General features: G+C 61.6%; 14 protein-coding genes and 1 pseudogene. 3 read left to right on the forward strand and 12 right to left on the reverse strand.

Features of this window, described 5'->3' with window-relative positions; translation table 11 throughout:
- Positions 1–15: 15 nt before the first annotated feature.
- The 4 genes and pseudogenes from AB3X96_RS36560 to AB3X96_RS36575 form a co-directional block, all read right to left on the reverse strand.
- A complete protein-coding gene (locus AB3X96_RS36560) occupies positions 16–876 on the reverse strand; it encodes a branched-chain amino acid ABC transporter permease (RefSeq protein ID WP_368593540.1) in 861 nt (286 codons plus the stop codon).
- A gap of 96 nt (positions 877–972) precedes the next feature.
- A complete protein-coding gene (locus tag AB3X96_RS36565; protein ID WP_368593541.1) occupies positions 973–2,148 on the reverse strand; it encodes an ABC transporter substrate-binding protein in 1,176 nt (391 codons plus the stop codon).
- 334 nt (positions 2,149–2,482) lie between these two features.
- Positions 2,483–2,821 (reverse strand): hypothetical protein, encoded by a 339-nt coding sequence (locus AB3X96_RS36570; RefSeq protein ID WP_368593542.1) that lies wholly within the window; start codon positions 2,819–2,821, stop codon positions 2,483–2,485.
- A gap of 189 nt (positions 2,822–3,010) precedes the next feature.
- Positions 3,011–3,276: pseudogene (locus AB3X96_RS36575) on the reverse strand (methyl-accepting chemotaxis protein); the annotation flags it as partial.
- A 291-nt stretch (positions 3,277–3,567) separates the two neighbouring features.
- Here AB3X96_RS36575 and AB3X96_RS36580 point away from each other — a divergent pair.
- The gene (locus AB3X96_RS36580; protein ID WP_368593543.1) at positions 3,568–3,945 is read left to right on the forward strand and encodes a DUF3022 domain-containing protein; all 378 of its coding nucleotides are present in this window, start codon (positions 3,568–3,570) and stop codon (positions 3,943–3,945) included.
- 36 nt (positions 3,946–3,981) lie between these two features.
- On the opposite strand, the gene AB3X96_RS36585 is transcribed toward AB3X96_RS36580, so the two are convergent.
- The 8 genes from AB3X96_RS36585 to AB3X96_RS36620 form a co-directional block, all read right to left on the reverse strand.
- Complete coding sequence (locus tag AB3X96_RS36585; RefSeq protein ID WP_368593544.1) at positions 3,982–4,236, reverse strand: hypothetical protein; 255 nt, start codon at positions 4,234–4,236, stop codon at positions 3,982–3,984.
- 184 nt (positions 4,237–4,420) lie between these two features.
- Positions 4,421–4,687: a hypothetical protein gene (locus AB3X96_RS36590; RefSeq protein ID WP_176111277.1), complete on the reverse strand. Its 267-nt coding sequence runs from the start codon at positions 4,685–4,687 to the stop codon at positions 4,421–4,423.
- Between the two features lie 305 nt (positions 4,688–4,992).
- Positions 4,993–5,736: an acetoacetyl-CoA reductase gene (gene phbB, locus AB3X96_RS36595; protein WP_176378279.1), complete on the reverse strand. Its 744-nt coding sequence runs from the start codon at positions 5,734–5,736 to the stop codon at positions 4,993–4,995.
- A 220-nt stretch (positions 5,737–5,956) separates the two neighbouring features.
- Positions 5,957–6,112, reverse strand: coding sequence for a hypothetical protein (locus AB3X96_RS36600; RefSeq protein WP_368593545.1), 156 nt, complete (start codon positions 6,110–6,112; stop codon positions 5,957–5,959).
- A gap of 1,025 nt (positions 6,113–7,137) precedes the next feature.
- The gene (locus AB3X96_RS36605; protein WP_368593546.1) at positions 7,138–7,977 is read right to left on the reverse strand and encodes a phosphatidylinositol-specific phospholipase C; all 840 of its coding nucleotides are present in this window, start codon (positions 7,975–7,977) and stop codon (positions 7,138–7,140) included.
- Positions 7,978–8,079: 102 nt separating this feature from the next.
- On the reverse strand, positions 8,080–8,931 hold the full coding sequence (locus AB3X96_RS36610) for a carbohydrate ABC transporter permease (protein WP_368593583.1): 852 nt from the start codon (positions 8,929–8,931) through the stop codon (positions 8,080–8,082).
- Positions 8,931–9,800, reverse strand: a complete 870-nt coding sequence (locus tag AB3X96_RS36615) for a carbohydrate ABC transporter permease (protein WP_368593547.1) — start codon at positions 9,798–9,800, stop codon at positions 8,931–8,933. The genes AB3X96_RS36610 and AB3X96_RS36615 overlap by 1 nt, the downstream gene beginning before the upstream one ends.
- 40 nt (positions 9,801–9,840) lie before the next feature.
- Positions 9,841–11,097: an ABC transporter substrate-binding protein gene (locus AB3X96_RS36620; RefSeq protein ID WP_368593548.1), complete on the reverse strand. Its 1,257-nt coding sequence runs from the start codon at positions 11,095–11,097 to the stop codon at positions 9,841–9,843.
- 558 nt (positions 11,098–11,655) lie between these two features.
- On the opposite strand from AB3X96_RS36620, the gene AB3X96_RS36625 reads away from it, so the two are divergent.
- Positions 11,656–12,921: an ABC transporter substrate-binding protein gene (locus AB3X96_RS36625; RefSeq protein WP_176378273.1), complete on the forward strand. Its 1,266-nt coding sequence runs from the start codon at positions 11,656–11,658 to the stop codon at positions 12,919–12,921.
- Positions 12,922–13,001: 80 nt separating this feature from the next.
- Positions 13,002–13,877: a branched-chain amino acid ABC transporter permease gene (locus tag AB3X96_RS36630; protein WP_368593549.1), complete on the forward strand. Its 876-nt coding sequence runs from the start codon at positions 13,002–13,004 to the stop codon at positions 13,875–13,877.
- Position 13,878 lies beyond the last annotated feature (1 nt).

Here is a 13,878-nt window from a genome sequence, read left to right on the forward strand (position 1 = left end):
TAGAAGTTGCCGACGTCATTTGCCCCCCGCCCTGACGAATAGACCCTGTGGTCGCCACATCAGGGTGATGATCATGACGCCGTAGATGATGAATGCCCCCAGATCGGGGATGTAGTACTTGCCCGCCACGTCCGCGATGCCGAGCAGCAGCGAAGCCAGCAGCGGACCGGTCAGCGAGGTCGTGCCGCCCACCGCGACCACGACCAGGAAATAGATCATGAACTTGAGCGGAAAGATCGGATCGAGGCCGAGCATGTTTGCGCCGAGCGCGCCGCCGAGGCCGGCGAGGCCCGAGCCGAACGCGAAGGTGGTCAGAAACACGAAGTTGATGTTGATGCCGAGGCCGCTCGCCGCGCGCGGATCATCCACCGATGCGCGCAGGCGGCTGCCAAAACGGGTTTTGGTCAGGATCAGTTGGAGCGCGACGACGAGTACCACGCAGACCAGGATCACGAACAACCGGTAGTAACCGATGCCGATGCCGGCGAACACCGTGCGGCCCTGCAGCCATTGCGGCAGGTTCAGGAACTGCTGGGTCGAGCCCATGAAGTAGTCGACCGTCGCGATGGCCATGAAGGTCAGGCCGATCGTAAACAGCACCTGATTGAGTTCGGACTGCCCGTACACGTGCTTATACAGCGTGCGTTCGAGAATGCCGCCAAGCACCGCGGACGCGACGAACGCAATCGGCAAGGCGCACAGGAAAGGGATGCCCAGACGCGACATCGCGAGCACGGTGGCGTAGCCGCCCACCATGGCGAAGGCGCCGTGAGCGAGATTGACGAAGTTCATCAATCCCAGCGTGATGGCCAGACCGCTCGCCAGCACGAACAGAAGCATGCCGTAGGCAATACCGTCGAAGAGAATGGTTAGCATGAGTTTTTACCGCCGAAACGCCGCGCCCCTGGCAGTGCGAGGGGCGCGGCGGGCAAATCGAATCATCCGGATACGGCGTGCCCCGCTTTCGCGAGCTTATTTGATCTTGGCCGGATCCTTGACGGCGTCGACCTTGTCGAACGACACGTTGAACAGCTGGCCATTCACGCGTTCCGTCCGGGTGATGTACACGTTCTGGACCATTTCACGCGTCTGCGGATCGAGTTCCACCGGGCCGCGGGGGCTGTTCCATTTCTGGCCCTTCATGGCTGCCAGCAGCTTGTCGCCGTTGGTGTCGCCCTTGGTGGCTTGCAGCGCCGCGTAGATCAGGTGCATGCCGTCATAGGCGCCGACGCTGTGGAAGTTCGGGCGCATGCCGGGGTTGGCTTTTTCGAAGGCGGCCACGTAGGCGCGGTTCTCGGGATTGTCGAGAGCGGCCGAGTAGTGCATCGATGTCACCGCGCCCAGCGCCACGTCACCCATGGCGTTCAGGATGTCGTCATCCACCACGTCGCCGGTACCGATCAGTTTGATGCCCTGCTTGCTCAGGCCGCGCTCGGCGAACTGCTTCATGAACGCGGTGCCGGCACCCGATGGCACGAAGATGAACAGCGCGTCAGGCTTCAGGTCGGCGACCTTCTGCAGGAACGGCGAAAAGTCCGGATTGGCGACCGGCACGCGCAGTTGCTCGACGACGCTGCCGCCTTCCGATTCAAAGACCTTCTTGAAGGAGTTCTGCGCGTCGATGCCGGGACCGTAGTCGGCGACCAGCGTGACCACCTTCTTGATGCCGTTCTTCGGCGCCCAACGCGCGATGCCCAACGTGTTCTGCGGCAGCGTGAAGCCCGAGCGCACGATGTAAGGCGACTGCTCGGTGATCATCGCGGTGGCCGCGTTCATCACGATCATCGGCACCTTCGCCTGGGTCGCGAGCGGCGCGGCGGCGAGCGCCAGCGGCGTGAGCCCGAAGCCGGCCAGCACCGACACGTGATCCTTGACGATCAGCTCCTGTGCGAGGCGCTTGGTGGTATCCGGGACGTCGGTGTCGTCCTTCAGGAAGACCTGGATTTTCTTGCCCGCGACCGTGTCGCCATGCTGGGCCATATACAGCTTGACCGCCGCGTCGACCTGACGACCCGTGGACGCGAACGGTCCGCTCATCGGAACGATGAGCCCGACCTTGACCACATCGTCCGCATGGGCGACCACGCTCGAACCTGCCAGCACGAGTGCGGCGGCGGCCTTAAGCAAAGTGCGCTTTTTGTTTTGCATTCGATTTCCTTGCTAACGAACCACGTAAACAACGTTGAAAATCGGACCCCTTGTTCATTGCTGGGCGAGCGCTGTGAGCGGGGTCCGGCGTAACGGTTTGCACACCCGAAGCCGAGGGATTGACTGATCGGTTGGGAGTGGCGGCGGTCATGAAATGCGGCGGTGAGCCTGCTAGTGGCTAATGACCGCACTGTGTCTTGTCGTGGGGCGTGGGCACGGGATGGACGTGGCCGTCATTGGATCGGCGCGCGTGCCGCTGGACCGGCGCTCGGGCGGGTCGGGCGGATAATGCGTTGACGTCGATCAGCTTGCATCCGAACATCTTTTGTCCCCTCTACGGAGGCCTCTCGATTGTGGCCCGCTCGGCTGCGAACCCGTCCGGCCATGCCGGCGGTGCAGGTATCTGTTCGCTTCTGCGTGCGCTTTTCGACTCGCCGATGTGGCGGTCGCCCCCGCGCCGCAGAAGCCGTTGTGCGCCGTCTTGCGCGCGTGTGCGATGGTAGGGGATGGCGAAGCTGCGCTGACTGCGTCCGCCGTCGACTTCCCGATCCAACCAATAACGGCATGCGGCTTGAAGTTTTAAGCCTGCCCGCTTGCCGTTCGCACCCAGCACAATAAGCACGCGCACCACGGGTTGAAAGAGCGGGTTAACCACATACGCATTGTTCTGCATCCATCGCGCATTGCCGGGCCCGCCCGCGCGCGGCGATGATCTACGTTGCGCGGAGCTTCTTCCCGGCAGGAGTCGACGGACGTCGCGAGTGACGCATCCTGGCCTTGCCTGGCCTGGTCTCGCGTCGGGCGCGATAAACAGATTCGATGACCCTGGAAGAAAATCGCAACCCTTGAAAGCGTGCCGACCTCAGTCGACGGCGAATACTGCTACCTGTTGCACCAGCGTGCCTGATTGCTCCTGGAGCGAGCTCGCCGCGGCGGCAGCCTGCTCGACCAGCGCGGCGTTCTGTTGGGTGACCTTGTCCATCTGCACGATCGCCTGATTGACCTGCTCGATGCCCTGATGCTGCTCACGGGACGCAGCGGTAATCTCGCCCATCAGGTCGGTCAGGCGACGCACCGCGGCACGACTTCGTCGATGGTGCGGCCCGATTCGTCGACCTGGGCTTGACCGGTTGTTCGGCCTATTCCTTATGTCGGCTTCTGTTTAAAGAACTGAAGTGCGATTTGAACCGGCGATATGTGCGCGGCAGCGTCGTTTCGTCGCTGTATGAAGCTTGCGAATCGCTCCTTACGCTCGTGAATATCTGCTGACCGGTTTCATCGGCACATATTGCCTGATGAGCGGCAACAGGATTGCGAGTCCGGCTCCAGTCGAAGCACTGGACAGACAGCGACGGCCGGACACGGTTTTTGCTCGCCTGCAGGCGGGGGGCGGGGCCTCGACCACAAGGAGGACTTTCTATGAAAGACATCGATCTGAATCAGCGCATCGAAGAAATCGAACTGGCTCTTTCCACGCTATTCGAGTCGCCGAAAGCGCCCGCGATCAGCGGTTACGACGACGGCCGCAACTTCCTCATCCAGGCTTCCTGGGTGATCGAGTCACATGGCGACACGACGCTGGATGCGCGGTGCGTGTTGACACTGCACTTTTCGGCTTCGCAGATTCAGCGATACGCGCAGATGGATACGGCACAACGTATCCTCGTGCGCGAACGCCTGTGCCGGATGGTCCGCGATCACCTCCGAGCGGAAGGCAGGGAACTGAGCTTGCAGGGAGAGTGCGCCGAAGATCTGCATGTGGAGGATCGGCTGCTGGATGTCGACGATCAGCTCTGATCGACGCGGACGACGTACGTCCGCGTCGAGGAGTGACTAGCACGCTTCCTCGCTTGGGACCGGGGGATGCAGCGACTCGAGCAGCTTCACCAGCCTTGCCTGCTGCTGCGGAGTCAGTCCTTGAGTAGCGCTCACCTGCTGGACGCGCGCGCGCCAGTAGGTCCGGCTGAACAACGAATCCACGCCATCGTGGGACAGGATCCGTTCCAGATGCGAAATTGCCTCGCCAGCGGTCAGGGGTGTATAGGGACTCTCCCTGTCCGGGGGCCCTCTCTTGATTGTTGTTTTCATCCACTTCTCTCAGGTGGTGACCGGCTGGGTCCGGCCGTGTACCCCGGACTTCAATTGGTCCATTTGTGCCATACAACCCCTGTGAGGCGCGCGCGCCCGTCAGCTGCCTGGCGAGCCAGGCAGCGTAACGCGCGCCGGTCCTCGCAGCGACGCGATCCATCGCAAGCGGCACGGCCCTCGGTGTTCAGCAAAGCTCCGCGGCGGCCACCCACGGCATCGTCTCGAACTTCTTGAGAACGGTGTGCAGCGATCCGGAGAACCTGTCTGCAAACGCGATCGTCATGTCTTCGACATCATGTTTGCGGTTGCTCGTAATCCGTACGTCCTCGATGGCATCGGCGACCGGCATCAATACCTGCCACACTGCGGCGACCCTCATGCCGCCGCGCCTCGTACGAACCGTGATCTGATGGCCTGTGGCCTTTTGTTGTCCGGTGATTTCCGGTGTCATTCTTCAGCCCTCTCGATGTATCTGATTTTTTATTGGCGCGGTCGACGCACTTACATTCGCCCGTGCGGTTGATGCCACCACTCATGATGATCCAGATGTCGTAGCAGTCTTGCCCTTCTGCGCTCACGGCGATAGTGATCAATCACCATGAGCATTGCGATGCTGAGGGCCGTGCCCCCAATGATCAGGCCCATCCAGGTCTCACTCATGACACGTTCCTCTCTCATGGAAGCACAGGGGTGTTGCGTGAATGGTTCACGCCGATTCGTCCGGTGTTGCGGCACGTACCGGCGCGGTATGTTGCGTCACTGCATGTGCTGGCCGCCGTTGATCGCGATATTGGAGCCGGTCACGAAGCCGGCATCTTCCGAGCACAGATAGAGCACGAGCGCCGCGACTTCGTCGGGCTTGCCGAGACGTCCCATCGGGATATGCGGCAGGACCTTCGTGTCGAGGATCTCCTGCGGAATCGCGGTGACCATCTTGGTGGCCAGGTAGCCCGGCGAAATCGTGTTTACCGTGACCCCTTTGCGCGCCACTTCCAGCGCCAGTGACTTGGTAAAGCCGTGCATGCCGGCCTTGGCCGCGGCGTAGTTGGTCTGGCCGACCGAGCCTTTCGAGCCGTTGACGGACGAGATATTGACGATGCGCCCCCAGCCTCGTGCGACCATCTCTTCGCACAGCGGCTTGGTCATGTTGAAGACAGAGTCGAGGTTGGTGCGGATGACCGCATCCCAATTCACCTTGTCCATCTTCCTGAGGGTCATGTCCTGGGTGATGCCTGCGTTGTTGATCAGGATGTCGACCGGGCCGACTTCCGCCCGAATCTTGTCCGCGCAACGCTGGCATGAGTCGTAATCGGCCACGTCGACCGGGTAAGCGCGAAAGCTCCGACCCTGAGCTTCCATGTCAGCCAACCATTTGTCCGCACCGGTGTTGCTCGGCGAGTGCGTGACTACCACTGCATACCCTGCGTCGTGCAGTTTCGTACTGATCGCTTCTCCGAGTCCGCCCATGCCGCCCGTTACTACTACGATTCGTTTCGTCATCCTTTCCATCCGTGATCGAAATGTCTGCGAGGATCGTGAACGCCCAATGGCCGTCTCGCACAACCCGCCATTGCTTTGCCACAACGCGCGGCCGCCTCCAGCGTCACGGGAGGAACGGCTTCCGCATTGATTGAACTGCGCGGGTTTTTATAGGCTTGTGGTATTGCGCGAATGGAGCTGGTGCATCAGCTAGCGGCGACATGCCGCGCCGGCGCACTGCTCAAAGATTCCAGGTGCCCCGAACGGTGCTCCCCGCCTGCCGGTCCAGGCCGGCGAGTTTCCCTGTTCCTTCAAACGCTTCGGTGGCGGGCGAAAAGAACGTCGACGGATTCGCTCGGCAGAATTTCAGCAAATCTTCGGACGAAAGGTCTTTCATTGCTTCTCCTGGATTGAATTTCGAACCCGCCTGCCCCGGAGACCATATCCGCAATCAGTATGCGGAATATCGTCGGTGAAGATTCCGGAGCAAAAGTATTATTAGTAAGACTAAATGAACGCTGCCAAAAATGTGCCCGGATCGCACTTCTGATGTCTGTATTCGTCAGTCGACATACAACATGGTGTTTCTTCATCGAGTCACAGCCGCTCAATCGGCCATGGCCCGCGACGGTAGGTCGTGCGGCCGACCCGACGCTTCGATCTCTATTTCAATTGTCATCAGATGACATAACAATCGATTTTAGAGGGTTCATTCTAACTTCAAAATGTTAAATTTTCGGGAAGAAGGACTAGGTAAATACCCTGATACCAAATGCTCCGCCTTGAGGGGTGGCTGTCGAGCCAAGGCGCTGTTTGATCGTCCGGACAACGGACTGGAACGGCGACCCCCATGAGTCGGCTCTTCGACTGCCTCGCAGAGCATTCCCGAAATGTCATAGAAATGGCCGGAATGACAGGATCATGCATTGGGATGAATCATTGCATGTTGTGCAAGAAATGACAATTCAACCGACGCTCCCTTGCACCGCCGCTGTCGCCCGGGAGAGTCGCTGCACGAGGTGCCGGTCCGCCGACACAGTACGTGAGGGTGCGGCGCGGCACGGATGGCGAATGCGCGTCGGTGGTGGGAGCGGGACCAGGCGGTGCAAAGGGCAATGCAGGCGCACATAGAACATCTGTCGCGAGCGAGCGTAAGATGGAAGCGATTGATCGATGAGTTACGAGGAGGCGCGATGAAGGCGGTGTGCCCGCTGCACGGGCCAACGACCATCGTCGGTACGAACGCGTACGGATTTCCGATCTATGCGTGTTGTCGCGACGACGTTCCTTATGTCACGCCGCCAGACGCCTGCACGCGTGAACCGGCGAGGCGCGGACCGGAATCGAGGCCGCCACCGCGGCAACCTCGAGCAAAGGAATCACGCTGAGATTCGCGGTCAACGTGATGCCCGCAGCGATGCGTTATCGGCTCCAGTTGCAATCGATCAACGCATCAACGAGGCGCCAATCCTGCCAGTCGCAAAAGTCGAGCAGCATGGTGCCGCATGGTTGCGGACGAGCCGCGAGCCGTTCGGCAAGCTGCTCGTGAATACCGCGATGCTGTGTATCGCCGCACGCCACGACGACCGGCGGCGCCGCCATCCCCGTGCCGCTGCAAAAGTTGATGACCCAACGCTCGTCGCACACACCGGGGGTGCGGTTCAACAGCAAATCGATGGCGCGCCACTTGTAAGCGATCGATGTCGGCACCGGCACGCGATATTCGTCCTGGATGGTGAACGGCGCCGGCAGGTCGTCGATGTCGAACGTTACGTTGTCAGGCCAGGCCGTCAGGTCGATGCCGAGCGGCTTTTCATTCGCGAAGCGCCGCAGTAGCACGATGCTCCCGCGTACCGCCTCCAGCAGCGGCAGGTCGGAGGCAAGGTGCCAGTGCACATCCGCGTGTCGTTCGACATACCATTCGAAGGTCGCAGAGAACGCGCGGGCGCAGTCACGCGCGGGCCATTCGTCCTTGATCGACATGACGATGCATTCGCCGGGGTGACGCGCGAGAAACTGAGCGCATGTCCGTACCACATCGTCGAAACTCAGACCCAGCGAGATGCCGCCGTGATGAATCGCAAAGCGATCGCGCTGATGACGGCAGCGGATGTCGAGAACCCGCACCCCATGGTGCAACTGATCGTCGAGCGTGGCATGTTGCGTGCGCGCGAGCCGGTCATCGACCGTGTAGGCGCAGGTGTCATGGCTGCCTGGCAAGGTCAGTGCAGACAGCAAGCGGCTGCCATCGATGGCCGACATCCAGTCAGCGGGCGAAACATTGGGATGGGTCAGGGCAGGGCGCAAGAAAACCTCTGGATAAGCAAAGCGTCTGCTGCAACGTCGACGCAGAGTTGGAGTCCGTTACTTCAAGCCGCCCGAAAAGCCCTGCAGCAGATAGCGCTGCACATAGCCCGCGAGCAGAAGCGTCGGCACCGACGAAATCAGCCCTGCGCTCATCAGTTCGCCCCAGTCGATGCCGTTCTCGGTCACATAACCCGCCATCGTGAGCGGCAGGGTGAAATGACTCGGTGACGAGACGAACAAGAGCGCCAGCAGAAACTCGTTCCACGCGATGATGAACACGAAGATCGCGGTGGCAACGAGACCCGGCGCGCACAGCGGCACGACGATGAAGACGATGCGCTGCGCGAGGTTCGCGCCGTCGAGCGCCGCGGCCTCCTCGAATTCGATCGGCACGTCACGGACGAATGGCAGCAACATCCAGATCGCCATCGGCAACGCGTACAGCTGATAGGCGAGTACCAGCCCAAACAGCGAATCGAGCAGATGGAGCCACTTGGCCAGCGAAAACAGCGGTACCGCCACGGTGATCGGCGGCATCAGCTTCAGTGCCAGCACGAGCATCAGGAACAGCAGATCGAGTCGCGCCGGAAACGCCAGTCGCGCGAGCGCATAGGCGGCCGGAAAAGCCAGCGCGAGTGCGAGCAACGTGGCGCCCACTGCGACCCACACGGAGTTCAGCACCGACTGGGCAATGCCGCTTTCCCACACCGCCGCGAAATGCTCGAACGTGGGCGCCGAAGGCCACAACGCAAGCGGATGGGCGAGGCGTTCCAGCGTCGGCGTGAAGGCCGCGCCAGCCATCCATATGCACGGCAGCAGCAACACCGCCAGCGCTACGACCCGCAACAGACCTCGCACCGCGGCACCGGACGAGCGTCGCGCGAAACCCTGCAAGCGCGCGAGCGGCATCAACGGTCGCGCCTGACTGCCGATTTCCATATGTATCCCGAGACCAGCACCGCGCACGTGACCAGCATCAATACCGAAGCCGCGCTGGCGGGTCCTACGTTGAAGAAGCGGAAACCCGTGTCGTAGATATACGTCGACAGCGTCTGCGTGGCATTGCCCGGGCCGCCGCCCGTCAACGCGTACACCTTGTCGAACAGCTTGAAGGTATCGATCGAGCGCAGCAGCATCGCGAGAGCGACGTGCGGTGCAACGAGCGGAAGCGTGATGTAGCGCAGGCACTGCCATTCGTTCGCGCCGTCGGTGCGTGCCGCCTCGGCGATTTCAGGCGGAATCGACTGTAGCCCCGCGAGAATGATCAGGAATGCCATCGGCGTCCATTGCCAGACATCGACCAGCATCAGTGACCACAGCGCGAGGTGCGGATCGGATAGCCAGGGCACCGCCGGTAGATCTATCGCCTTGAGCAGCGCATTCAGAAAGCCTCGGTAGTTGAGCCAGTTGCGCCAGATGGCGGAGCAAACCAGCGTCGAGAGCATCATCGGCAGCACCGCAAGCGGCAACGCGATGCGCCGGCCCGCAAACGCGCGGACGAACAGCAGCGCGAGCGCGAGTCCGAACAGGACTTCAGCGAGCGAGGCCACGATCATGAACTGGATCGTATTGACGAAGCTCGTGCCGAACTCGCCGTCCGCAATGACCGATCGATAGTTGGCGAGCCCGATGAACGAGCGATGCCCCGATGCGTAATCGACCGAGAAAAACGAATCGATCAGCACGCGCGCGACCGGATAGAGCGCCAGCACGCCGAGCACGAGCGCGGCTGGGCTCATCAGGACGAGCAGCGGCAGATAACGTCGCAAGCGGCTCATCGAACCGTTCCCACGCTAGCCTGCGCTGTCACTGCCGCTATCACTGCACTGCCGCGTTGGCCTGGCCGATCTTCTGTGCAGCCTGATGCAACGCTGCGTCGGGCGTGGCCTGCCCCGTCAGCGCGAGTTGCAATGCGTCGCCGAGAATCGCCTCGATCTGCTGCCAATCTTTTACGCGAGGCCGCGCACGGCCCGCTTCGAGCGCCTTCAGCTGGTCCGGGTACCAGCGATATTGCTTGACGAGTGCCGGATTGACGAAGACGCTCTTGCGCGTCGGCGGAATGCCGAGCACGGCCAGTTGCGTTTGCGTCGCCGACGAAGTCAGGTAGGCGAGGAAGTCCGCCGCCACTTTCGCATGCGCGGCATCTTTCGCAATGCCCATTTGCCAGATGCCCAGCATCGGCGCCGGCCCCTTGACCTGGCCAGGCGGCGGTTGCAGCGCGACCTGGCCGACGACGCGCGACTTCGTTGGATCGTCGAGCGCTGGCAGCCAGGCGGGCCACACTTCGATGGCCTGCGCGGCCGTGCCGCCCTGCAATGCGTCGCGCACTTCACCGGCGCCATACACGTCGACATCCTTCGGTGCCCACTTCTTCAGCGCGAGCAGCATCTTCAGCGCGGCCAGCGCTTCGGGCGAATCGATCGTGACCTTGCCGTTCGTGTCGACGACTTCTCCGCCATAGGCCCAAAGGATCGGCAGAAAACCGGTGACGACGGGGTTGCCCTTCACGCCACGAAACACGACAGCGGAAACGTCCTTGTCGGCGGTCCCGATGGTCTGTGCGATCTTTAGCACGTCGTCCCAGCTGCGCGGCGGCTGCAGGCCGCGACTCGCGAGCAGATCCTTGCGATAGGCGAACATCTCGACATTGCCGACGATCGGCATCGCATACAAGGTTCCGGTCGACGCGCGTCCGAGGGAGATCGTCGACGTCACCATATCGGCATCCGCGAGCGTGGCGGGCAGCGGCTGAAGCCATCCGCTGGCGATGAATTCGGGCGACCAGGTGTCGTCCATCATCACCAGGTCATAAGCGCGCGTGTTTTCGCGTAACGACAGCTTCAGCTTCTGATACAGGTCGTTATTCGGCAGCTTCAGCAATTCGATATCGACGCCCGGGTGCTGTTTCTTGTAGCCGTCCACCGCCTGCGCGAGTCCGCGGCCGTAGATGTCGTCCCGGCCTGCGATCACGAGATCGGCGGCGTGCGCGCCAAGTGCGGCGATGGACAGGGAAGCCGCGACGCAAGCCGCGCGAAGACAGGCGAACAGGGTCGTTCGCTGGATCATTGAAGCCATGGCTCTTGAATTCCTGTTGGGGAAAGGCGTATGCGTGCGATGAGTCCAGATCAACCCATCCCGCTTTTTTTTATCGGGCGTGTAGCGTTGCAAAAACAGATGCCAGGTTCGGCAGCGGGAATTGCAGCAACCTATCATGACGTACATATGTCAGCAAGCAGGGTTGCCGCGTAATGTTCGGACCCGCACGCAGGCACGCGTGCCACCCTCGAGCTGATCGTGGCGCGGGTTGATGCGCTGCGTCGCGGGCGGTTGCAAGGCGGCAGGACGTTGGTCCATTGAACCGCCGACACAATGCTTCGGATGACGAATAAGCTAGAGGAAGAAGGCCGCTAATCTCACACTACACAGCGCTAGCTCACCAAGAAAAAACCGCTTCCCGCGGCCCGAGCGGCAAGATTTTTCCGCTCTGCACCATGAAGTCCGTACGGACCCGGTCATCGTTTGTACCGATTGAGCGGCGCAACACGGGTGAATATTGTTGTGTGCGCATTCTTAAGATGCTGCAATGTGGCGGGCAATTGTTGCTCAACGATCCATTCGAATCGGAGATGCATGATGTCCAGTAACAATGTGTGGCGAAACCTTCATTGCGTCGTCGCGACGGGGATGGTAGCGGCGGGGCTAGGTTTGGCGGCAGGCGCTCATGCGGCGGCCGAGCCGATCAAGATCGGCGTGATCAGCGAAGAATCCTCGGTGGCGGGCGCTTCGATCAGCAAGGCGGCGCAGCTCGCCGCGGACCAGATCAACGCTAGCGGCGGCGTCGATGGCCGGCCCATCCAGATCGTCGCGTACGACGACCATTCATCGGCCTCGGACGGCGTGCGCGCCTTCCAGCGCGCGGCGACCCAGGACAAGGTGGTCGCTGTGATCGGCAGCTACATCAGCGAAGTGGCGCTCGCGATGGAACCGTGGTCCGGGCGCCTGAAGGTGCCCTTCATCACCCCGGGCGCGGCTAGCAACGACATCTCGAAGCACGTTCACGACGACTACGACCACTACAAATACACATTCCACGGCTGGATGACGTCGGCATTCATCGCGCAATCTATCTGCGACTTCTCGCACGACGTTCTGGTCGGCCAGTTCAAGATGAAAACGACCGTCGTCATGAGCGAGGACGCGGCGTGGACCAAGCCGCTCGACGAACGTTACCTCGAATGCCTGCCCAAAGCGGGCCTTCAGGTGCTCGATCACATCCGCTTCAATCCTGATACCTCCGACTTCACGCCGATCTTCAACCAGATCGAGGCGAAGCACCCCGATACGATCACCACCGGCATCAGCCACGTGGGCGTGCAGCCGACCGTGCAATGGCACGACCAGCAAGTGCCGATCCCGATGTCGGGCCAAAGCTCGCAGGCCACGACCACCAGCTTCTGGAAGGACACGAACGGCGCGACCGAGGGCGTGATCACGGCCTCGGCCGCCGCACCGGGCGTGGCGATCACGCCGAAAACGGTCCCCTTCACGGATGAGTACCAGAAGAAGTTCGGCGTCTCTCCGGCGTATTGCGGCTTCACCAGTTACGACCTCGTCTACATCATCGCGGACGCGATCAGGCGCAACAAGGGCTCGACCGATCCGGACCAGATGGTCGACGCGCTCGAGAAAACCGACTACGTGGGCACGATCGGACGCTGGCAGTTCTATGGTAAGAGCGATCAGTTCACGCACGCGCTGAAGTACGGGCCCGGCTATATCACGGGTATCAACCTGCAATGGCAGAACGGCAAGCAGGTCGCGATCTGGCCCAAGTCGATCGCCAACGGCGCGGTGAAATTCCCGACCTTCATCAAGGTGAAGCAGGCAAGCGCGAACTAGCCGTACGACGATCGCGACTGTCCGGGCGAAGGCCCGGACACCGCACGAATCGACACCCTAACCAACATGAAAGGCCGGGCATGTTGCTACTGCAGATTCTCGTCGACGGCTTTGCAATCAGCTCCCTCTATGCGCTGGGCGCGATCGGCTTCACGTTGATCTTCGGCGTCTCCGGCATTCTGAATCTCGCGCACGGCGGCGTGATGCTGGTCGCGGCGCTGATGGGCTGGATGCTCGCGGGCGAGGCGGGTCTTGGCACCTATCTCGGCACGCTGCTCGGCGTGATCGCGGGTCTGGTGACGGCCTTCGTCACCTACTTGATGGTGGTGCGGCCCATTCAACGCTCGGCTGCGATTCCCGGCGAAGAGAAGGAAATCTTCGTGCTCACCGGCACGCTGCTGTGGGGCATCATGATCCAGCAGGGCATGGCGTGGCTCTTCACCGACAACCCGGTGACGATGCGCCCGCTGATCACCGGGGTGGCGATGGTGGGCAGCGTGCGCGTGCCGTACAACGAAATCATGATCGCGGTGGTCTGCTGGGCCGTGATCGGCATGCTGTGGCTGTTCGTGAACCGCACGCGTGCAGGCAAAGCGCTGCTCGCGGCTTCGATGAATCCGCGCGGTCTCACGCTGCTCGGCTTCGAACTCTCCAGGATCTATCTTCTCGCGTGGAGCATCTACGGCGTGCTGGCCGGCATTGCGGGCGTGCTGCTCGCTTCGTTCCTTGGCGTGAGCACGAACAATGCGGGGCAGCTCACGGCCAGCGCGTTCTCGATCGTCGTGCTGGGCGGACTCGGCAGTGTGTCGGGCTCGTTGATGGCCGCGTATGTCGTGGGTTATCTGGAGACGGTCACGGCCTATCTGATCGCGCCGACGCTGCGCCCGCTGCCCGCGTTGCTGCTGCTGGTGCTGGTCGTGTATGTACGGCCCCAGGGCTTCCTGGGACGCCGCTAAC

The sequence above is a fragment of the Paraburkholderia sp. BR13439 genome (assembly GCF_040948805.1).
In the GTDB taxonomy this organism is placed as follows: domain Bacteria; phylum Pseudomonadota; class Gammaproteobacteria; order Burkholderiales; family Burkholderiaceae; genus Paraburkholderia; species Paraburkholderia youngii.